This is a genomic window from Alcaligenes sp. Lyrl_28, assembly GCF_051948705.1.
Lineage (GTDB): Bacteria > Pseudomonadota > Gammaproteobacteria > Burkholderiales > Burkholderiaceae_B > Alcaligenes > Alcaligenes ammonioxydans.
In genome coordinates this window covers 148,055-169,556 of sequence record NZ_JAYJLG010000007.1, presented here as the reverse complement: position 1 = coordinate 169,556, position 21,502 = coordinate 148,055, and the positions used below count along the sequence as shown (strand labels likewise).

The following is a 21,502-nucleotide window of genomic DNA, read 5'->3' as shown; positions in this document are numbered from 1 at the left end:
CAGGCTCTCTACACAAAGTGAACAATAATTCGATTGTAAAGGACTGGAGAAACTGTGCCAGACGAGAGAGGCATCTCCCGTTATTTAATGCGTAAGCAAGCTGTGCTGGGCCAGAAAGTCCAACACAACAGAAAACCAGGGACTGTTGCTCCTCTAAAGCCGCCCAAGCCCGCAGCCCCTGGCTCCAGACGAGTCAGACAGCTTGTCGCAGGGGGAGTCTGTCTTCGGGATTCACGCACTCTGCTGTTTAAGCGCGACGCTTATAGTACGTCCGGCAGATGAGCTATCGCGCGCGTTCAGCGTGCGCCCGAAGGCAAACTCAGACAAAGGTAGCGGTGCGCAGCATCGGCAAGCCATCCGCCTGGAGCCAGGGGCTGCGGGCTTGGGCTACGTTTATACGAAGATCAACACCAGCCCCACCCTCAAAACCCATAAAAAAACCCCATCTGCCAGAACAGATGGGGTTTCATCAGCTAGACCTTAAATAGGCTTAACGATCCAGTTGCGACACGTCGCGCACAGCACCACGGTCTGCCGAAGTAGCCAGCGCGGCATATGCTTTCAGGGCCTGCGACACAACCCGTTCGCGGTTCACGGGTTTCCAGGCCTTGGCACCACGCGATTCCATTTCGGCGCGGCGTGCCGCCAATTCCTCATCGCTGATCGCCAGGTGAATGCGACGGTTGGGGATATCGATTTCGATGGTATCGCCATCTTGTACCAGGGCGATATTGCCGCCCTCGGCCGCTTCCGGGGAAGCATGACCAATCACCAAGCCGGACGACCCGCCCGAGAAGCGACCATCGGTAAACAGCGCCGAGCTTTTGCCCAGCCCCATCGATTTCAGGTAGGAGGTGGGGTACAGCATTTCCTGCATGCCGGGGCCACCTTTGGGGCCTTCGTAGCGAATGATGACCACGTCACCCGCCTTGACCACACCGTCCAGAATGGCGGCAACGGAATCGTCCTGGCTTTCGTAAACACGAGCTGTGCCAGTGAAGGTCAGGATGCTTTCATCCACACCTGCCGTTTTAACAATGCACCCGTTGATGGCCAGATTGCCGTACAGCACGGCCAGCCCGCCGTCTTGCGAGTAAGCATGGGCCTTGTCACGAATACAGCCATTGGCACGATCGGTGTCCAGTTCCTGATAGTAGCGGTCCTGGCTGAAGGCCACTTGGGTGGGAATGCCGCCAGGGGAAGCACGGAAGAAGTCGTTGATGGCTTTGACGTTGTCGCCCTTGACGTCCCAACGCTTGATGGCTTCACGCAAGGTGCCGCTGTGTACGTTGCCCACGTCCAGATTGAGCAGGTCAGCCCGAGCCAGCTCGGCCAGAATCGCCATAATGCCACCTGCGCGGTGTACGTCTTCCATATGGTATTCGGGGGTGGCAGGCGCAACTTTACACAGGCAAGGTACACGGCGCGAGATGCGGTCGATATCGGCCATGGTGAATTCCACCCCGGCTTCCTGGGCTGCGGCCAGCAAGTGCAAAACGGTGTTGGTGGAACCGCCCATGGCCACGTCCAGCGTCATGGCGTTCTCAAAAGCCTGATAGGTGGCGATGTTGCGGGGCAGAACGGATTCGTCGTCTTGCTCGTAGTAACGCTTGGCCAGATCCACGATCAGGCTGCCTGCGCGCTCAAACAGGCCTTGGCGACGCGCGTGCGTCGCCACAATGGTGCCATTACCCGGCAGGGACAGGCCCAGCGCCTCGGTCAGGCAGTTCATGGAATTGGCCGTGAACATGCCCGAACAGGAACCACAGGTGGGGCAGGCGCTACGCTCCACGGCTTCGGCCTGTTCATCGCTCACGTTGGGATCGGCTGCCTGAATCATGGCATCGACCAGATCCAGCTTCTGCACCACGGTTTTGCCATCTGGCGAGTAGACCTTGCCCGCTTCCATCGGTCCGCCCGACACAAATACCACGGGAATGTTCAGACGCATGGCGGCCATCAACATGCCGGGGGTGATTTTGTCGCAGTTGGAGATACACACCATGGCATCGGCGCAGTGCGCGTTGACCATGTACTCCACCGAATCGGCAATCAGTTCGCGCGAAGGCAGGGAATAGAGCATGCCGCCGTGGCCCATCGCAATACCGTCGTCCACCGCAATGGTGTTGAACTCTTTTGCCACGCCACCAACCGCTTCAATTTGACGGGCCACCAACTGACCCATGTCTTTCAGGTGTACGTGACCCGGTACGAATTGCGTAAAGGAGTTCACCACCGCAATGATCGGTTTGGAGAAATCCTCGTCTTTCATACCGGTGGCGCGCCACAGGGCACGCGCGCCGGCCATATTCCGACCGTGTGTCGAGGTACGGGAGCGATATTGGGGCATGACTACTCTCTGAACAGGAAAATTATGTAAAGATACCTATCATAAACGTCCCAAGGCGCTTTGTGCGCGTCAAGGTCGGGCAGGCGTCTTACCATAGGGCAGCTACCGATCTGGCACCCAGAATCCTTTGCAGCAAAACCCCTTAGTTAACAGGAGATTGATTATGCCGCAGGCCGTGCCTGACCTTTCCAACCTGCTCAGACAGGACATCCGCTTTCTGGGCAAGACCCTGGGAGAGGTGATTCGTGACAGCGAAGGAAAGGCGACCTTCACGCTGATTGAAGCCTTGCGCAGGGCTGCCGTCAGTTTCAGACGTGAACACGATCCGCAGCAAGCACGGATTCTGGAAAAAGACATTCCCAAGCTGAACGATGCCCAGGCCCGCTCAGTGGCCCGTGCCTTTGCCTACTTTCTGCACTTGTCCAACATTGCCGAGGACCGCGACCAGAATCGTCGCCGCGAAGAGCAGGACCCGGAAAAATTGCTGGGCAGCCTGCAGCACGCCATCCAGACCCTGATGGATCAGGGCCTGAGCGCCAAGAAAATTCGCCGTTATCTGCAAGAGGCATGTGTGATGCCGGTGCTGACGGCTCACCCAACCGAAGTTCAGCGCCAAAGTACCCTGGCCGTGCATATGGCGATTGCCGATGAGCTAAACGGCCTGGACCACAAGGCCAGCGCCGCGCAATCGGCCCGCACCCAGGAGAAGCTGACCGGTCTGGTGTCGCTGCTGTGGCAAACCCGCATGCTGCGCGATCACAAGCTGACCGTACTGGACGAGATCGACAATGCGCTGGCCTATTACGGCTCCACCTTTTTGCCTACGATCCCCCAGCTCTACCACGATCTGGACCGCCTGCTGGAACCGGGCAAGAAAAGCCTGCTGGATCAGAAAACCCGAGCCCTTCCCGCTTTTTTGCGCATGGGCAGCTGGATTGGTGGCGACCGTGACGGTAATCCCAATGTAGGCCCGGAGACAGTTGAACAGGCGGTACTGCGTCAGTCCACCCGCGCCCTTCAGCATTATCTGGAACAGATTCGTCTGCTCGGTACGGAAATCTCGGTGTCCGACGCGTTAAATCGGGTCAGCAAAGACCTGGCGGCCTTGTCGGCCAGCAGCCAGGACCGCTCGCCACACCGGGTGGACGAGCCCTATCGTCGCAGCTTCATCCATCTGTACGCCCGTATGGCTGCCACGGCGCAAACCTTGCTAGGTCGCGATCTGGCCGATCGCCCCACTTACGCCGCCCCGCCCTACGCCAGTCCCCAGGAGTTCAAGGCCGACTTGCAGATCATCGCGGACTCGCTGGCAGAAAACAAAGGCGGCGCCATTGCCGGCCTGCGTTTGAACGAATTGATTCAAGCCGTGGAAGTGTTTGGCTTTCATCTGGCCACCCTGGATCTGCGCCAAAGCTCCGATGTCCACGAACGCGTGCTGGACGAGCTGTTTCGCGTGGCCGGCACACTGTACAAGGACGAACCGGTCAACTACCGCCAGTTGTCCGAAGAGGACCGTGTCCACTTGCTGCGCTCCGAACTGCGCCATCACCGCCCCCTGGTCTCGCCCTGGTATCGCTACTCGGAAGAAACCGAAAAAGAACTGTCCATCCTGCGCAAAGCGGCCGAATGTCGTCGCCGCTTTGGCGCCCGGGCTCTGGAGCAGACGATTGTGTCGCACACTGAAACGCTGAGCGACTTGCTGGAAGTGCTGGTATTGCAGCAGGAGACCGGGCTGATCGTGCCCAACTCCGATGAGCCTGAACACCAGGGTTTGATGGTCGTTCCCCTGTTCGAGACCATCCCCGACTTGGAACGGGGCCCGCAAATCATGCAGGAATGGCTGGACATGCCAGAAATACGCCAGCGTGTACGCCATGCCCAGGATAGTGTGCAGGAAGTGATGCTGGGCTACTCGGACAGCAACAAGGACGGCGGTTACCTGACCTCCAACTGGACCTTGTACCGTGCCGAACGTGAATTCGCCCAGGTGTTCTCGCGCCGCAAAATCCGTCTGCGACTGTTCCACGGCCGTGGCGGCTCGGTAGGCCGAGGCGGCGGTTCCAGCTTCGACGCCATTCTGGCCCAACCTCCGGGCACCGTGAACGGCCAGATCCGTCTGACCGAGCAAGGCGAGATGATTCAGGGACGGTACAAAGATGCAGACGTGGGGCGCTGGCATCTGGAGCTCTTTGTCGCTGCGACGCTAGAAGCCAGTCTGGGCGCACGCAAAGGGGCACCGAATGATGACGAACATCTGGCCGCCTACGGCGAAATCATGGCCTGGATGTCCGAGCAAGCACATCAAAGCTATCGCGAGCTCGTCTACGGCACGCCCAATTTTGATCAGTACTTCTTCCAGTCCACGCCCATCAAGGAAATTGCCGGCCTGAACATTGGTTCGCGTCCCTCGTCTCGCAAGGCCACGCAAAGCATTGAAGACCTGCGCGCCATTCCCTGGAGTTTTTCCTGGGCACAATGCCGCCTGCCCATTCCAGGCTGGTACGGCATGGGCACCGCCTTGCATCGCTACCTGGAATCAGGGTTGCCCGATGATGGCTTGAACCGTGCCAAGCGCCTGGCCCAGCTGCAAGCCATGGCACGGGACTGGGCATTTTTCCGTACCCTGCTCTCCAATATGGAACAGGTGCTGGCAAAAACAGACCTGGACATCGGCCTGAAATACGCCGGGCTGGTCGAAGACCCGGAGCTGCGCGAGACCATCTTCACGCAAATCCGCGACGAGTTCGAGCTCACCCACCGACTGTTCCGTGAAATTACCGGTCATGAGCTGCTGGCGCACGATCAGGCATTGCGAGATGCCCTGACCGAACGCTTTGCCTATATTGACCCGCTGAATCACTTGCAGGTGGAACTGCTGCGCCGCCATCGCCGCCAAGGGCAAAAAGCCAGTCAGCCAACGCGCAGTGGTGTCAATAAGCAACACGTCATCCACCTGACGATTAACGGCATTGCCGCAGGGCTGCGTAACTCGGGCTAAAGCAGAAACCAGAAAATCGGCTTTTTTAATTACTTTTATAAATAAGCTAATTTCCAAAAGAAGTTAAAGGCGTACAATAAGCCATTACGTCGCTTTTTGTATAAGGCGTGATCCTTACCGGGATCACGCCCTCTGGTTTATGGTACTTGCAATCATTCTGGGAATGCTCACTGGTCTGTCGCTGGGCCTGACAGGCGCAGGCGGGGGAATTCTGGCCGTGCCCGCCCTGGTGCTGGGCATGGGCTACAGCATGACGGCGGCCACTCCCGTCGCCTTGCTGGCCGTGGGCGCGGCCGCTTTGCTGGGTGCGCTGGACGGCCTGTACAAACATATCGTGCGCTATCGTGCAGCCGTCTTCATGGCCGTGACAGGCGCGCTGGTGACGTCACTGGGTGTGAGCATCAGCCACGCTTTACCGGAAAAGGTACTGGTAACCCTGTTTGTGCTCATCATGCTGTGGATTGCCACCAAGATGCTGCGGCGGCCCACCGTAACGGAACATGCCCACACACCCTGCTGCGTGAACCCCACAACAGGGCGCCTGCATTGGACACCCCTTGGCACGCTCACCTTGGCTGCCATTGGCGCAGTGGCCGGTTTGTTCTCGGGCATGCTGGGGGTAGGCGGCGGTTTCCTGATCGTCCCCGCCTTGAAACGCTTTAGCGATCTGTCCATGCACAGCATTGTCGCTACCTCGCTGATGCTGATCGCCCTTATCTCCTTGAGCGCCTCCGGCATGAGCCTGGCTCAGGGGGCCGTCATTCCTCTTAGCGGATGGGTGTTTGTAGCCGCCGCCATGGGTGGGATGATGATAGGTCGACAACTGGCTCCCCGTATTCCTCCTGTGCGTCTACAGCAAGGCTTTAGCATTCTGACTGCCCTGGTCGCCCTGTCCATGCTGGCCCGCACCTATCTGTTTTAGGACAGGGGACGAAACGCAAGGTCCTGCCGACTCGGCAATTCACACCTGATGCCACCCCTCTTTTACGGATTGAGCCGGTAGTCACTGAACGAGCCCCCGTCCCGCGGCCGCACAGCCACAATACGTTGAACAATATGGTCCGGCTCAGCCTGAAAACCATGCTCATAAGCCACGACATCTAGGTCGACACACCAACGCAGCAACTCCCCAGGCTGCAGCAGGAAGTCCGGATTACGTGGCCCGTTGTAGCGCTCGTTCCCCACCGCAAAGGTTTCGTAGACCAGAACCCCGCCCGGCTCCAGGCTCTCCAGCAATGTCGGCACCAAGGGACGCCACAGATACCGGGTCACCACCAGCGCGTTGAACTTGCGCCCCGCAAACGGCCAGGGACCATTTTCAATATCAGCCTGGACAATTTCACCGTAGGGCGAGGTAGCCGCTACCGCCTCCGGGTCCCGATCCACACCAATGACGGTATTGCCGCGCTGGGCCAGCCAGCGCGCATTGCGCCCCCGGCCACAGGCCACATCCAGGACGGTGCCCGGATTGGGAATCAAGTGGGCCCAAGCCTGTAACCAGGCGCTGGCCTGTCCCCTGTCGTTCATCCTTACCTCTTTGCTCAGCAGACAAAACGCTCATGGTAACGCAGCGGGGGACAAGCTCAAGCTCCCCGCTGGCCTGGGCTACAATTGGCCCGGATTCCACGCTATTTTTTGAGGGTGTATGAAAGTCCTGCTGCAAAAACCCATATTGCTGATGGCCGTTCTGTGCCTGCCACTATGGTTTATCTACGGCAACTTCATCCTGGCTGCAGCCACGTCCATCCTGATTGGGATGCTGGTGGGCATGATCCGCACCCTGCACCAAGTGACCCAGGCCAAAAAAGCCAGCGCAAGAAGCGCCAACCCGGCTTCTTCCGAGACCCCTAACGACAAGCCCCACTGACGCCATGAATGTACTGTCCGCCCCCGCCCTGCCACACGGCCTGCCCCCACTGTCGGACGAGCTGAAAAAGCACCTTGCGCAGGTCAACCACTACCTGCTGGAGCGCATTGAAGATGAAGGCGGCTTTTTGCCCTTCGATCAATGGATGCACCATGCGCTGTACGCACCGCATCTGGGGTATTACACCGGCGGCAGCACCAAATTCGGCAGCAATCAGCCAACAGGAGACTTCACCACTGCGCCGGAGCTCTCGCCCCTGTTTGCACAAACCCTGAGCCATCAGGTCAAAGAAGTCCTGGCAGGCAGCCAGTCCCTGTCCATTCTGGAGTTTGGCGCGGGCAGCGGCGCCCTGGCTTACGCGCTGATTACCGAACTGCGCCAGCAAGGCATCGAACCGCAGTATTTCATTCTGGAAGTATCCCCTGATTTGCGCGCCCGCCAGCAAGAACGTCTGGCTTGCCTGCAGGCTCAAGTGCAATGGCTGGACAGCACGCCTGATAGCTTCAAGGGCTGCGTGATTGCCAATGAAGTTCTGGACGCCATGCCCGTCAGCCTGTTCACCTTTGACGTAGAGGGCAAGGTGCTGGAAGTGGGCGTCATTGCCGCAGACGACAGCACCGCCCAGGGCCTGCCCGCGCCCTTCTATCTGGCAACCCGGCCCGCTCCTGAACATCTGGCGTTGCTGGTCGCCGAACGTGTTCAGGCGCAGCCTTTTTACCTGTCCGAGATCAATCTGCAGGCTGAAGCCTGGGTGCGTAGCATGGGCACCTGGTTAAAGCACGGCGCTGCCATTCTGATCGACTACGGGTTTCCACAGCGCGAGTACTACCACCCACAACGCGATAAAGGCACCTTGATGTGCCATTTCCGTCATTTTGCCCATGCCGAACCTCTGGTGCTGGCGGGTCTGCAAGACATTACCGCCCACGTGGACTTCACAGCCATGGCTGACGCCGCTCTGGAGGCAGGGCTGGATGTGCTGGGCTATACCAGCCAGGCCCGGTTCCTGATGAACTGCGGTATTACGCACTACCTGGCCTCCCCTCCCGACGATCCCTCCCCTGCCGCCCAGCAGCAATGGGCGCAGACCATGAGTGCTGCCAACAAGCTGCTGTCTGAGGCGGAAATGGGCGAGTTGTTCAAAGTGCTGATTATCGGGCGTGATATTCCGGCCCCGGTACTAGGAACAATGAGCGGAGATCGACGCGAGCGCCTGTAAACACATTGCCTGTCGAGCCCTGAAAGCCGCTTGCCCAGGGGCGGGACCCCTGCCCATGAAATGGCAAGATATCGACCCTGCCATCTTGAGCGTCCGTTAAGCGCGCCCAACCGTCCTTTGGCTGCAGTACGACTGTGATTCTGCGGATCACCCTTCACCTTGTCGCGAAGACAAGGTGACGAGTTAAGCGATCGATGGGCTGCATCGGCCAAAGCGGGAACCTGCACACGGCCTGTAGCGAAGGAACGCTAGAGCGACTGCTCCAGGGCCGCCAGTCTGGCAGCGCGCACTGCCTCCCGGATTTTGCCAGGTTCAGCCTTGTGTTGCGCAGCAACAGCCCCTGCATCCACACTGGCCATAATCTGACGCAAGGTGTCCCAATCCTGCTCGGGAACGGCCTTCAAACAGGCAGCGGCCTGAATCAGTTGCTGGAAACGATCAGGCTTACGCAAAGCATCCAAAGACTCCATGACCTGCAAGGCGAACTCTGGCTGCGAGCGGGGCTGCAACAAGGCTGGACTACTTAAAAGAACGGGCAATAAACGGGCTTGGTCACGCCATTCAGACGGTGCACGTATCTGCTCAGCAACCTGTGCGGGCGTCTCGGAAACATGGCACAGCACGGCAAAGCATCCTGCCAGATCCAACTGCCGATCTCGGGCGATCTGAACCTGCTGACCGACCTGCTCGTTGTAGGTCAGGGCGGGCATGATCCGCTCCAACGCCCCCACCTCCTGAAGCACCTCAAACATCCGGGCAGGCTGACTGGCAGACAGGCCCTTGGCCACCTCCAGGTAAACACGTTCGGGCACGAGCTCGTCAACCTCGCCGTGCTCCACCAGCTCGCGCGCCAAGGCCCAGGTATCATCAGCCACCGTGAACTGGACAAAGCGCGCAGCAAAGCGTGCCAGGCGTAACAGGCGCACGGGATCTTCACTAAAAGCGGTGCCAACATGCCGGAACAAGCGGGCCTGCAAATCTGCCAGCCCATTAAGAGGATCATGCAGATTGCCCGCTGCATCCACCGCCATGGCATTGATGGTCAGATCCCGACGACGCAAATCATCGGCCAGACTGACATCGGTACCCGTGTAGAAAGTAAAGCCTTTGTAGCCGCGACCTGATTTGCGCTCAGTCCGGGCCAGCGCGAACTCTTCTTTGCTGTGAGGATTCAAAAACACAGGAAAATCGCCGCCTACCGGGACAAAGCCGCGCGCAGCCATGTCTTCGGGTCGGGCGCCCACCACCACCCAGTCCTTGTCGCCGGCCGGCAAACCGAGCAAGGCGTCACGCACCGCGCCGCCGACCACATACACCTGCAAGCCCGCCAGCAGCGGATCTGGCGGCCCCATCAGGGCCGCCAGGGCTGCACGTTGTCTGTCATCAAGCATGGAGCAGGCCATCCTCAAGGCAAGGACGCCGTCGTCGTTCCGCCAGGAGCAATAACACCCAGGCGATCCTTCAGCGAATGAGGCCGGCCACTGAACATCATGGCGTAGTAGTTCGCGTTGGACAGCACATTTTTCACGTACAGGCGTGTCTCGGTAAAGGGGATGGTTTCCGCAAAAATGGCCCCTTCAACCGACCCGTTCAGACGCGAACGCCATTGAATGGGACGGCCAGGTCCCGCGTTATAACCTGCCGAGGCCAATACCTGTGACCCGCCCAGTTGACCCAGAACCATGTTCAGGTAGTTGGTACCCAATACCGTGTTTACCTCGAACTCATTCACCCGTGCCGGCGAGAAATCGTGCATATCAATCTTGTTGGCCACCCATTTGGCGGTGGCGGGCATCAATTGCATCAGGCCCGACGCCCCCACACCCGAGCGGGCATCGGTAATAAAGCGCGATTCCTGACGAATCAGACCATACACCCAGGCTGGGTCCAGATTGATGGATTTGGCCTGCTCGGTCACGCGCCCCTCGAAAGGAGCAATAAAACGCTGGCTGAAGTCGATCTCGTTCTTGGTCAACAAGGACGTGTTGACCACCCGATCGTAAATATGCTGCTCGCGGGCAAACTCGGCCGCCGCACGCAACTGCCTGTCGTTCATGCCGCGCAAAGCGAAATTCCACTCGGGAACCGCTTCAGGACGCCAGCCCAGCTTGAACAGCTCCACCGCGCGCAACAGACCCGCATTGGTACGAGCATCTTGCATATCCAGAGGCGTCAAAGGCTGCGGTTGCGCCGGCAAGGACGGGGTCAGCCCCAACTCCTCGGTTGCCAGTTGCCCATAAAAGCCCAGGTCTCCCACAATGGACTGAAACAGGGCACGAGCCTTGTCTTTATGTCCCAAGGCCGCATGCGCACGTCCTGACCAGTACACCCAAACCGGCTCAGCCTTTTGCGCATCATTCATTTTATCGATGGCTGCAGCCACCTGCTTCCAGTCGATCGTGGCCTGACGCAACTCGGCGCGCACTTGCCAGGCGTTGTTGTAATCCGTCATGGGGGTACGACCGGAGCGGCGATACCATTTGGCCGCATCATCCTCCACCCGCAAGGCACTGACCAGACCAAACTGGCCCCAGACCCAATTCAGGTTTTCCTGGGGAATCTTGCCCGCCCAGGTGCGATCGATATAGGCTGCTGCCGAATCCCGCTGACCGCGGGCAAGGCGAGACAAGGCCAGCGACACCAGTTCGGGATTGACCGAACTATTGTTCACATTACGGTCGAGCCATTTTTGTGGCGAGGCCATCAAGGCGGTGTAATCCTTCATCTGCGGCGCGGTGAAAATAATTGCCGCCAGGCGTCGGGCCTGAGCAGTACGGTTGTTTTCAAGCGCGTCCCGCATCAGGTCACGGACCTGATTCTTGCTGATCACTTTGCGGGCGTACAGTTGATCCAGCGCGGACCAGCAAGCCTGGCTGGGCGCAAAAGAAGCCAGCAGATCGTCGACATCGACCGACTCTCCGGCCACGTTCCGGGCTGTCGCCACGGCGCACTTCACCGCCGAGCTGGGCGCATGCACGGGCGCCAGTTCACGCACCAGCGCATAGTTACCTGCCCGTGCTGCCGCCACGATCCAATCAGACTTCAGGCGATTTTCCAGGTATTCGTCTTGATTGCCGGCCAAAAACAAACGGACTTGCTCGTCTGGCACCGGCGTGGTCGAGTCCTGTAACAGGCGACGCAGCCGCCAGTATTGGGCATAGGAACCCAGGACGGGATCGTCTGCTGCCACGGGGGCCAGGGCGTCAAGCGCACTCCAGCGCTTGGCCTGCATGGCTTGCCGCGCGTCGATCAGCGCCTGGCGTGCCACCGGCGGAACAGGCGGGACGCGATCCCAGCGCCGTACCGCCTCTTTGGCAGGCTGCACAAGTACGGCTTGATTCGTGATTGTCGCTTCGGGGGAATGGGTCTGGGCCTGCGGCGAGGGCGAACCCGCACAGCCGACCAAACCCAGTGCGAACACCACCAGGGCGCTCAAGGACGGACGTGGAAGCGCGCCGGCCATGCCCCAAGCTGGTGTTTTCTGGTACTTTAGCTGGTTGATACCCATAGTGACGGCCTTTAGAAAATCACCCATGATTCAGAACGTAGAGCATAACGCAGCCGCGCTGCGCACGCGACTAAAAGACCTGCGAGCCGGGCAGCCCTCCATTGACACCAACCGGGGCGCCCTGCTGATCCGGGGCCGCCTGTTCACCTGGCTGGCCACCAACCGCACTCGCCTGCGTGAACAAGGCCGTGCCGAACCCACCACCATTGCAGCTTTCTGGCCAATGGCCGACGAACCGGACCTGCGCCCTTTGCTGGTTCAATGGGTGGAAGAAGAAGGCCTCAATGTCTGTCTTCCTGTCGTCAAAGAAGCGGACGCTCCCCTGAGCTTTGTTCAGTGGACACCCGAGACGAAAATGGAAAAAGGGCGCTACGGCATAGAAATCCCGAGCTCCTCCCAAACCCTGCAACCGGACATTGTCCTGGTCCCTACTTTGGGCTACACCCGCCAAGGCGACCGCCTAGGGTATGGAAAAGGGTACTACGACCGGACCCTGGCGGCGCTAAAAGCGCAAAACCATGCCTTTACCAGCATTGGTATTGCCTGGGCAGTGGGCGACCTGTCGGGCCTGCCTTATCAGCCCGCCCCCCACGACCAACGGCTGGACAGTGTGCTGACCGACAAAGGCTGGGCCGTACCTGCACCGCAGCTATAAGCACCTGGTTCGCCAACCCGGCTTTGCCGGCCCCCCCGCGCCGCGCATCGTATGACGCAACGCTCGGTGTGAGCCATTGAGCCGGGTCATGAAAAAACCCGCCAAATCCATCTGGCGGGTTTTTTTTGATGCTGGAGAACTTAACGCCAAGTCAGATTCGGCAAGATAGCCATGCTGGCATCGGCCCCGTTCAGGGTGTACATGTGTATACCCGGCGCCCCGCCATCGAGCAGATCCTGACACAAGCGCGCCACCACATCGATCCCGAAAGCGCGAATCGATGCCCGATCATCACCAAAATCGGCCAGTCGCAAACGAATCCAGCGTGGCACTTCCGCACCGCACATGGTCGAAAAACGCAGCAACTGAGACGAGTTGGTAATCGGCATGATGCCCGGCGTGATCGGAATGGTGACACCTTGAGCCTGGGCCCGCTCCACAAAACTGAAGTAGGCATCCGGGTTGAAGAAATACTGGGTGATTGCGCCATGCGCCCCGGCCTTGACCTTGTTCACAAAGTGACCCAGGTCTTCCTCAAGGCTGGTGGCCTGAGGATGCATTTCAGGGTAGGCAGCCACTTCGATGTGAAAGTGTTCGCCATAGTGCTCTCGAATGAAGGACACCAGATCACTGGCATAGCGCAGCTCACCCGTGTCACCGCCCATGCCCGAGGGCAAGTCGCCGCGCAAGGCAACAATACGGCGTATGCCCTGATCGCGGTAGGTATCGAGCATCTCGCCCAACTGGGCCGGAGCCGTACCGATGCACGACAGGTGCGGTGCCACATCCAAGCCCAGGTTTTGCAGCAATGCCACCGCATCGACCGTACCAGCACGTGTGGAGCCACCGGCTCCAAACGTCATGCTGACATAGGCCGGATTCAAGCCCATCAGGGTCTTGGCAGTGCGCACCAGTTTTTCCTGCGCCGCGCTATCGCGCGGCGGGAAAAACTCCAGGCTCAAGGTTTGCTTCTTGCTCATTTAATTAACAATCCCGACAGCAGCCCGGAAACCAGGCTGTAGACGATCGCCCCAATCACCGCCCACCAGAATCCTTCAACCTGAAACCCTTTGAGAATAGAACCGGCAAACCAGAACACCAAGGCATTCAGTACCAGAAGGAACAAACCCAAGGTCACAATGGTAATGGGCAAGGTCAGCACAATCAGCAAAGGTTTGACCAACGTATTGAGCAAGCCCAATACCAGCGCCGCAATCAGGGCTGAGCCAAACGAGGCCACGGTAATACCGGGCAGGATGTAGGCAACAACCAGCAAAGCAACAGCATTCAGGATCCAGACAAGTAGCAAAGTCATGATAGGGCTCCAAGAACAGGCGTCCGAAGACGCCGGTGTGTTTTAGTAGCGGTAGTGCTCAGCCTTAAAGGGCCCTTGCACAGGCACGTTGATGTAATCTGCCTGCGCCTGGGACAAGGTAGTCAGGTTCACACCCAGTTTCTTCAGGTGCAAGCGAGCTACTTTCTCGTCCAGGTGCTTGGGCAGTACATATACTTTACCTGCTTCGTAGTGCTCGCCACGGGTGAACAATTCAATTTGTGCAATGGTCTGGTTCGTGAACGACGCCGACATCACAAACGAGGGGTGCCCAGTTGCGCAGCCCAGGTTCACCAAACGACCTTTGGCCAACAGGATGATGCGCTTGCCGTCGGGGAAAATGATGTGATCGACTTGGGGCTTGATCTCTTCCCACTCCAGGTCTTCCACCGAGGCCACATCGATTTCATTGTCAAAGTGACCGATATTGCACACGATGGCCTGATCTTTCATGCGTTCCATGTGCGAGCGGTCGATGACATGGTAGTTGCCTGTCGCGGTCACGAAGATGTCTGCTTTGTCGGCAGCTTCTTCCATGGTTACCACGCGGTAGCCTTCCATCGAGGCCTGCAGGGCGCAGATGGGGTCCACTTCGGTGACCCAAACCTGGGCGCGCAAGGCAGCCAACGCTTGCGCACACCCTTTGCCCACGTCGCCAAAGCCACACACCACCGCGATCTTGCCGGCAACCATCACGTCCGTGGCACGCTTGATGCCGTCCACCAGGGACTCGCGGCAGCCATACAGGTTGTCGAACTTGGACTTGGTCACCGAGTCGTTCACGTTGATGGCAGGGAAAGCCAGCTCACCTTTCTTGGCCATCTGGTACAGACGGTGCACGCCTGTGGTGGTCTCTTCAGTCACACCCTTGATTTGGGCCAGGCGGGTGGAATACCAGGTTTTGTCGTTTTGCAGACGGGCGCGGATGGAGGCGAACATGACGCGCTCTTCTTCGCTGCCGGGATTGTCCAGAACGGACAGATCTTTTTCAGCACGGGCGCCCAGATGCAGCAACAGGGTGGCGTCGCCACCATCGTCCAGAATCATGTTGGCCTGTTCGCCGGGCCAGTCAAAAATGTCGTGGGCGTACTGCCAGTACTCTTCCAAGGTTTCACCCTTGACGGCGAACACGGGCACACCGGAGGCGGCAATGGCCGCAGCAGCGTGATCTTGCGTGGAAAAGATATTGCACGAGGCCCAGCGCACTTCAGCGCCCAGAGCCGTCAGGGTTTCAATCAGCACCCCGGTTTGAATGGTCATGTGCAAACTGCCGGCAATGCGTGCGCCCTTCAGGGGCTGCGAGGCGGCAAATTCCTCGCGGGTGGCCATCAGGCCAGGCATTTCGGTCTCGGCAATGGTCAGCTCGCGGCGGCCCCATTCAGCCAAGGAAATATCGGCAATTTTGTAATCGGTAAAAGTCACAGTCGGGCTCCGTTATACGGCACGCGGACTGCACGGAGAGCAAATGAATCTCACCAGCAGCCCGCCATGCGGGTCGTGGTGAGCGTCGTTCTCCAAGGTGGATACCACCTATCCATACCCCGAGCCTGGCAAGATCAGTGTCTTGTCGCAACGCCCCTCGAGGATGGCAATTTACTGTTGGTGATTGTACCTGTTTGGCTCCTCTTGGGAAGACAGCCTCACTGGTAAAAAACATCATTTCTTTGTCTGAGTCCGAGTCTGGCCCGCCTCAGCCCACGTTGCGGGCACCCGGATCGGGAACCCACAACGCGATACTACGTCTGCAAAGCGCCGCTCATGCGGCCTTTGCCTGTTCGCCCAAAAGGCTTAGATGGCCTGACGCAAAATCTGCGCCTTGTCCGTGGCCTCCCAGCTGAACTCAGGCTCGCTGCGGCCGAAGTGACCATAGGCGGCTGTCTTGGAGTAGATGGGACGCTGCAGATCCAGCATGTCAATAATGCCGCGTGGGCGCAGGTCAAAATGCTGGCGCACCAGCTTGGCGATTTCGGTATCCGGAATCACACCCGTGCCTTCGGTGTAAATGGTGATGTTGATTGGCTCGGCCACGCCAATGGCGTAGCTCAACTGCACCTGGCACTGACGCGCCAGACCGGCGGCCACAATATTCTTGGCCACGTAACGCGCCGCGTAGGCCGCGGAACGGTCCACCTTGGAGGGGTCCTTGCCGGAGAAGGCACCGCCACCGTGCGGGCAGGCTCCGCCGTAGGTGTCCACAATGATCTTGCGGCCAGTCAGACCGCAATCGCCTTGAGGACCACCAATCACGAACTTGCCGGTGGGGTTCACCAGGAAGCGGGTTTTCTCGGTCAACAGATCCGATGGGAAGCATGGACGAATGATGTGCTCAATGACCGCTTCGTGAATGTCCTTCTGGGACATTTCAGGCGCGTGCTGGGTGGACAGCACCACGGTGTCCACTTCGGCAGGATGGCCGTCCACATAGCGGAAGGTAACCTGGGACTTGGCATCCGGGCGCAACCAGGGCAGACGACCATCTTTGCGCAGCTCGCTTTGGCGTTGCACCAGACGGTGGGCATACCAGATCGGAGCAGGCATCAGATCAGGGGTTTCGTCGCAGGCATAGCCAAACATTAGGCCCTGGTCGCCGGCACCCTGGTTCAGCAGCTCTTCAGGGCTACGGTCCACGCCCTGGGCGATATCGGGCGATTGCTTGTCATAGGCCACCAGAACCGCGCAGGATTTGTAATCGATGCCGTAGTCGCCATTGTCATAGCCAATGCGCTTGATGGTGTCACGGGCTACCTGGATGTAGTCCACGTTGGCGTGGGTCGTGATCTCGCCGGCCAGCACCACCAGGCCGGTATTGCACAGGGTTTCAGCGGCAACACGCGCTTGCGGGTCCTGCTCGAAAATCGCGTCCAGGATGGCGTCGGAAATCTGGTCGGCAACCTTGTCGGGGTGCCCTTCAGAGACGGATTCGGACGTAAAGAGAAAGTCGTTGTGGTTCACAGCGTAGCTTCCTTGGATAAGGGCTGATAATCAGCACGAGGTTGAACAAACTGCGTTGCACCTCGAAGCCAGCGATGTGGATACGATAGACGGGGCGCGACGCTTTAGCGGTTTATAGTGGGCAGATTGCTGCCTGATCGCTCCGCAAGTTGTCGTTTAACTCAGCGATACATTCCATTTTAAGCGAAAATACGTATTTATTTCAGCAAAACTTCACACTAAAGGATTGCCAGGCCCATGCTCGCGGCACTTTTACGTCTGATGGCTCGTCTGCCTTTACCCGTCCTGCATGGGCTGGGCAAAGGAATCGGACGCCTGATTTACGCTTTTCCCGGACGCTATCGCCGCCGTCTGCAAAGCCACTGTCGGCAAGCGGGTTACGACTCCCCCGCTTTTTTTCGACAAGCGGCCGGAGAAACCGGCGCCATGATCCTGGAAACGCCACGCGTCTGGTTGTATCCGGAAAAGTGCCTGGCCCGTTGCACTGCGGACGACCCCACCCTGCTCCAGACTACCCATGCCGAAGGGCGCGGTGTGCTTTACCTGACCCCACACTTGGGCTGCTTTGAAATGATTGCGCGCTATCTGGCCGGTTTAGGACCGCTGACCGTCATGTTCCGCCCCCCCCGCCAAGCCTTCCTGGAGCCCTTGATGGTAGCGTCGCGCGAATTACCAGGAATGCATGCCGTCCCCGCCAACATGAAAGGCGTGCGCGAATTTGTTCGTGCTTTTCGCCGGGGCGAGTCGGTCGGCATGTTGCCCGATCAGGTTCCCAGCGGCGGAGATGGTGTATGGGCGCCATTCTTTGGTCGCCCTGCCCTGACAATGACGCTGGCGGGCAAGCTGGCACGCCAATCCAACGTGCCTGTGATTGTGACTGCTGCCGAGCGCCTGCCCAAAGGTCGTGGATGGCATATCCATACCTTGCGTCTGCCCGAGCCCTTGCCCGAGGACCCGACAGAACTGGCTACCCTGATCAACCAGTCCATGGAAACCATGATCCGGCGCTTCCCCACCCAATACCTGTGGGGCTATAACCGCTACAAAATTCCTCACGATGCGCCCCCTTTGCCTGGCGATACCACCCCATGAGTTTTAATTCTTACCCGCTGCTCAAATCCGTTTTTTCCTATTTTGGTCGTGTCCCGGTACGCACGCGCCAGCGTTGGGGCACTGTGCTGGGCGGACTAGTACATCGCTTTGCCTCGCGCCGCCGGCATATTGTGCGTACCAATCTGGACCTGTGTTTTCCCGACACCCCCGAAAACACCCGTCGTGAATGGGAAAAGCAACACTTTCGCCTGCTGGCTCAATCCTATCTGGACCGGGGCCTGCTTTGGTTCGGCCTGCCCAGCACCATTTTGAACACCCTGCACCTGACGGGCGAAGAACACATTACCCAAGCCCTGGAACAAGGCCGCAAGGTCATGCTGCTGGTCCCGCATTTCCTGGGGATGGACGCAGCGGGCACACGACTGTCCATGTCCATTTCACCCTTGGTGGCGTTCTACACTCCGCAACGCGACCCCCATGTGGATCGCCTGATGTATGAAGGCCGCAGCCGCTTTTCCTCGGTGCCGCTGATCTCACGCAAGGACGGTATTCGCGGCCTGATGCGCGCGCTGCAAAAGGGTCAGCCAATTTATTACCTGCCCGATATGGATTTCGGCACCAAAGGCGCGGCGTTCGTGCCCTTTTTCAATGTTCCGGCGGCCACGCTGTTGTCCACCGCGCAGATCGCCCGAAACCAGGACGCGCTGGTCATTCCGGTGATTTCGCGACTGGACGCACAAACCGGCCACTACCATATTCAGGTGCTGGAACCCATGGCCGACTTTCCGGGTGAAGGCAGCCTGGAAGAGGCCACCGAACGCATGAATGCCCTGATCGAAAACTATGTGCGCGAGGACCCGCCGCAGTATTATTGGGTACATCGACGCTTCAAAACCCGCCCTGAAGGGCAACCCGGCATCTACTAGGCCCCATCATGTATCGCTCTCCTGCACCCCAACCCGCAGCCACAATCTGGCATTTCAGCAAAATGCACGGTGCGGGCAATGACTTTGTCATGCTGGATGGTGTGACGCAGGACATCGAACTGACACCGGAACGAGCCCGCGCTCTGGCAGATCGCCATTTCGGGATTGGTGCCGATCAGATTTTGCTGGTGGAGGCGGCAACCGAAGCCGGCGCCGACTTCCGATACCGGATCTTCAACGCCGACGGCGGCGAGGTCGAACATTGCGGCAATGGCGCGCGGTGCTTTGTCCGCTTCGTGCATGAGCAAGGCCTGTCGTCGGCCAACCCTTTGCGTGCGCAAATTCGCACCGGCATCATCAGCTTGAATGATGATCCGGAGCGCGGCGTGGAGGTCATGATGGGCACCACCCGATTTACGCCGGCCGATGTTGCTTTTGACCCAAGCGGGCTGGAACAGAAAGCTCAGGGCGAGGATACGCTGTGGCTGCTGCCCGTGCCCGATCAAGCCGAACCCGTCTCCCTGTCGCTGGTGTCCATCTCCAATCCCCATGCGGTGCAAGTAGTCGATGACGTCAAGCAGGCTCCCGTTGCCACGGTCGGCCCGTTTATCGAGTCCCACCCCCGTTTTGCCCACAAGGTCAACGCCGGGTTCATGCAAATTCTTGATCCCCACCATATCAAGCTGCGCGTCTACGAACGCGGTGCGGGTGAAACGCTGGCCTGCGGGACCGGCGCCTGTGCGGCTGTGGTGGCAGGCATACGCCGGGGATTGCTCCAAAGCCCGGTTGTCGTTGATACTCGTGGAGGCAGTCTACGCATTGAATGGGACGGACAGGCGCTACGCATGAGCGGCCCGGCCCAAACCGTCTTTACCGGACAAGTCGATATTGATGCACTGTGTGCATCCGTAGCCAGAAAGGAAACCTTCTAGACATGGATACCCCCAACAGCCTTAGCGCCGTGGACGTGGCCCAGTTTTTGAAAGCCAACCCTGATTTTTTCGACGCACACGCCGACGTTTTTGCCAAACTGATGGTGCCCCACCCGCATCAAAGCCGCGCCATTTCCCTGGGCGAGCGCCAGATCATGCTGCTGCGCGAACGCGGCAAGAAAACCGAACGCCAACTGGCCATGCTGGTGGCCAATGCCCGGGGCAATGAAAAAATCTCGCGCCAATTGCATCAATGGAACTGCCAGATGCTGGCCGAGTCTGATCCCGCGGCCTTGCCCGCTCTGATTTGCAGCAGCCTGGAACGCATCTTCGAGATGCCAGTCGTGCGCCTGCATTGCTGGAATCCGGACGAGGTACTGGCCGATGACCCCTTGGTCAGTTGGGCCTATACTTTGCTCAAACCCTATTGCGGTCCCCGGCGTGAACAAGACTTTCTGGCTGACCTGCAGCAGGATGCCCAGTCAGTGGCGATCGTGCCCTTGAGATTCCCCGAATCCGATACCTTGTTTGGCCTGCTGGTGCTGGGTTCCCCCGAGGACTCTCGCTTTACCGTCGATATGGGCACCGACTTTCTGGAAGGCATCGGCGAACTGTGCAGCGCGGCCTTGCAGCGTTTACACAAACCCAGCCGTATTAATCAAAACGAATGTCCGGCCTGAAAAAACCAGACTACACCGCTAGCAAGGACCACTCGCCAGGGCAATCTGTCGCCCACCCGGTGCTCAGTCCGGCCATGCAAAACTGGCTAAATCAACTCAGGCAGGAAAAACGCTATTCGGAACACACTCTCAGTGCGTACCGGAACGACTTACGTCATTTGCTGGCGCAGTATCCCGGCACCGACCCCGACACGCTAAATCAAAGCCAGTTACGGCAGGCCGCGGCCCGCTTGCATGCCCAAGGCATGGCACCACGCAGTCTGGCCCGCATTCTGGCTGCCTGGCGCGGCTATTATCAGTCGCGTACCCAAGCGCTGGGCTGGCCCTTGAATCCTGCCGCCAGCCTGAAGGCTCCCCGGATAGGCCGACCTCTGCCCAAAGCACTGTCCGTAGACCAGACCCAGCAACTGCTGGACCACGTCAGCGCACCTATTCAGGACGATCCGGTCAGTTTGCGCAATCAGGCCATGTTCGAGCTGTTTTATTCCAGCGGACTACGCCTGGCCGAACTGGTCAGCCTGGACACCCATTATCACCAAAGCCCCCAGCATCAATCCAAAAGCTGGTTATTGCTGCAAGAGCGCGAACTGCTTGTGAGTGGTAAAGGTGGCAAGACGCGGCGCCTGCCGGTTGGCGAGAAGGCCGCCCAGGCCTTGCAGGCGTGGCTGAAAAAACGTCCGATTCTGGCCTCGCTGGCCCCTAACGCAGATGCCAATGCCGCGCTGTTTCTGGGAGCACGAGGAGCGCGGATCCACCCGCGTGTCGTCCAGCAGGAACTGGAAAACTACGCCCGAGCCAGCGGCCTGCCCGTCCATGTGCATCCCCATAGCCTGCGTCACAGCTTTGCCAGCCATTTGCTGCAATCGGCCCAGGACTTGCGGGCGGTACAGGAGCTCTTGGGTCATACCAATATCTCTACCACCCAGATCTATACACGGCTGGACTTTCAGCACCTGGCCCAGGCTTACGATCAGGCCCACCCTCGGGCACAACGCAAGCAGCGGACCAGTGAGCAGGCGGATGAATAAA

18 protein-coding genes and 1 riboswitch are annotated in these 21,502 nt (G+C 59.0%); of the genes, 10 read left to right on the top strand and 8 right to left on the bottom strand.

Annotation, left to right across the window (positions count from 1 at the left end):
* Positions 1-490 precede the first annotated feature (490 nt).
* A complete protein-coding gene (gene ilvD / locus VF694_RS15440; RefSeq protein ID WP_440164845.1) occupies positions 491-2,350 on the bottom strand; it encodes a dihydroxy-acid dehydratase in 1,860 nt (619 codons plus the stop codon).
* A 163-nt stretch (positions 2,351-2,513) separates the two neighbouring features.
* On the opposite strand from ilvD, the gene ppc reads away from it, so the two are divergent.
* On the top strand, positions 2,514-5,348 hold the full coding sequence (ppc, locus tag VF694_RS15435) for a phosphoenolpyruvate carboxylase (RefSeq protein WP_131071230.1): 2,835 nt from the start codon (positions 2,514-2,516) through the stop codon (positions 5,346-5,348).
* A gap of 139 nt (positions 5,349-5,487) precedes the next feature.
* Positions 5,488-6,270, top strand: coding sequence for a sulfite exporter TauE/SafE family protein (locus VF694_RS15430; protein ID WP_440164843.1), 783 nt, complete (start codon positions 5,488-5,490; stop codon positions 6,268-6,270).
* A gap of 62 nt (positions 6,271-6,332) precedes the next feature.
* Here the strand turns inward: VF694_RS15430 and VF694_RS15425 are convergent, their stop codons facing one another.
* A complete protein-coding gene (locus VF694_RS15425) occupies positions 6,333-6,875 on the bottom strand; it encodes a class I SAM-dependent methyltransferase (RefSeq protein WP_003804224.1) in 543 nt (180 codons plus the stop codon).
* 118 nt (positions 6,876-6,993) lie between these two features.
* Between VF694_RS15425 and VF694_RS15420 the strand changes: the two genes are divergently transcribed.
* Together VF694_RS15420 and VF694_RS15415 are read left to right on the top strand one after the other, a co-directional pair.
* The gene (locus VF694_RS15420; protein ID WP_003804227.1) at positions 6,994-7,215 is read left to right on the top strand and encodes a hypothetical protein; all 222 of its coding nucleotides are present in this window, start codon (positions 6,994-6,996) and stop codon (positions 7,213-7,215) included.
* A gap of 4 nt (positions 7,216-7,219) precedes the next feature.
* Positions 7,220-8,434, top strand: coding sequence for a class I SAM-dependent methyltransferase (locus tag VF694_RS15415; RefSeq protein WP_003804229.1), 1,215 nt, complete (start codon positions 7,220-7,222; stop codon positions 8,432-8,434).
* Between the two features lie 248 nt (positions 8,435-8,682).
* On the opposite strand, the gene VF694_RS15410 is transcribed toward VF694_RS15415, so the two are convergent.
* Both VF694_RS15410 and VF694_RS15405 read right to left on the bottom strand, forming a co-directional pair.
* Positions 8,683-9,825, bottom strand: coding sequence for a tRNA CCA-pyrophosphorylase (locus tag VF694_RS15410; protein ID WP_235587698.1), 1,143 nt, complete (start codon positions 9,823-9,825; stop codon positions 8,683-8,685).
* Positions 9,826-9,839: 14 nt separating this feature from the next.
* Positions 9,840-11,969 carry a lytic transglycosylase domain-containing protein gene (locus tag VF694_RS15405; protein ID WP_003804237.1) on the bottom strand — a complete coding sequence of 710 codons (2,130 nt, stop codon included), beginning with the start codon at positions 11,967-11,969 and terminating at the stop codon, positions 9,840-9,842.
* On the opposite strand from VF694_RS15405, the gene VF694_RS15400 reads away from it, so the two are divergent.
* Positions 11,968-12,597 (top strand): 5-formyltetrahydrofolate cyclo-ligase, encoded by a 630-nt coding sequence (locus VF694_RS15400; RefSeq protein WP_003804239.1) that lies wholly within the window; start codon positions 11,968-11,970, stop codon positions 12,595-12,597. The genes VF694_RS15405 and VF694_RS15400 overlap by 2 nt on opposite strands.
* 140 nt (positions 12,598-12,737) lie before the next feature.
* Here VF694_RS15400 and metF read toward each other — a convergent pair whose 3' ends face one another.
* The 4 genes from metF to metK form a co-directional block, all read right to left on the bottom strand.
* On the bottom strand, positions 12,738-13,577 hold the full coding sequence (gene metF / locus VF694_RS15395) for a methylenetetrahydrofolate reductase [NAD(P)H] (protein WP_131071227.1): 840 nt from the start codon (positions 13,575-13,577) through the stop codon (positions 12,738-12,740).
* Positions 13,574-13,912 (bottom strand): phage holin family protein, encoded by a 339-nt coding sequence (locus VF694_RS15390; RefSeq protein WP_003804245.1) that lies wholly within the window; start codon positions 13,910-13,912, stop codon positions 13,574-13,576. Before VF694_RS15390 ends, metF begins: the two co-directional genes overlap by 4 nt.
* Before the next feature lie 42 nt (positions 13,913-13,954).
* A complete protein-coding gene (gene ahcY, locus VF694_RS15385) occupies positions 13,955-15,352 on the bottom strand; it encodes an adenosylhomocysteinase (RefSeq protein ID WP_003804247.1) in 1,398 nt (465 codons plus the stop codon).
* Between the two features lie 73 nt (positions 15,353-15,425).
* Positions 15,426-15,517, bottom strand: a riboswitch (S-adenosyl-L-homocysteine riboswitch).
* A gap of 201 nt (positions 15,518-15,718) precedes the next feature.
* Complete coding sequence (gene metK, locus VF694_RS15380) at positions 15,719-16,882, bottom strand: methionine adenosyltransferase (protein WP_003804249.1); 1,164 nt, start codon at positions 16,880-16,882, stop codon at positions 15,719-15,721.
* A gap of 237 nt (positions 16,883-17,119) precedes the next feature.
* Here metK and VF694_RS15375 point away from each other — a divergent pair, with 237 nt between their 5' ends.
* The 5 genes from VF694_RS15375 to VF694_RS15355 all read left to right on the top strand — a co-directional run bounded on the left by VF694_RS15375 (position 17,120) and on the right by VF694_RS15355 (position 21,501).
* Complete coding sequence (locus VF694_RS15375) at positions 17,120-17,974, top strand: lysophospholipid acyltransferase family protein (protein WP_059318510.1); 855 nt, start codon at positions 17,120-17,122, stop codon at positions 17,972-17,974.
* Positions 17,971-18,861 carry a lysophospholipid acyltransferase family protein gene (locus VF694_RS15370; RefSeq protein ID WP_301606519.1) on the top strand — a complete coding sequence of 297 codons (891 nt, stop codon included), beginning with the start codon at positions 17,971-17,973 and terminating at the stop codon, positions 18,859-18,861. Before VF694_RS15375 ends, VF694_RS15370 begins: the two co-directional genes overlap by 4 nt.
* A gap of 8 nt (positions 18,862-18,869) precedes the next feature.
* The gene (gene dapF / locus VF694_RS15365) at positions 18,870-19,793 is read left to right on the top strand and encodes a diaminopimelate epimerase (RefSeq protein ID WP_131071226.1); all 924 of its coding nucleotides are present in this window, start codon (positions 18,870-18,872) and stop codon (positions 19,791-19,793) included.
* Between the two features lie 2 nt (positions 19,794-19,795).
* Entirely contained in the window at positions 19,796-20,473 is a 678-nt protein-coding gene (locus tag VF694_RS15360) for a DUF484 family protein (RefSeq protein ID WP_003804255.1), read from the top strand.
* Between the two features lie 74 nt (positions 20,474-20,547).
* A complete protein-coding gene (locus tag VF694_RS15355) occupies positions 20,548-21,501 on the top strand; it encodes a tyrosine recombinase XerC (protein WP_440164861.1) in 954 nt (317 codons plus the stop codon).
* Position 21,502: the final 1 nt, after the last annotated feature.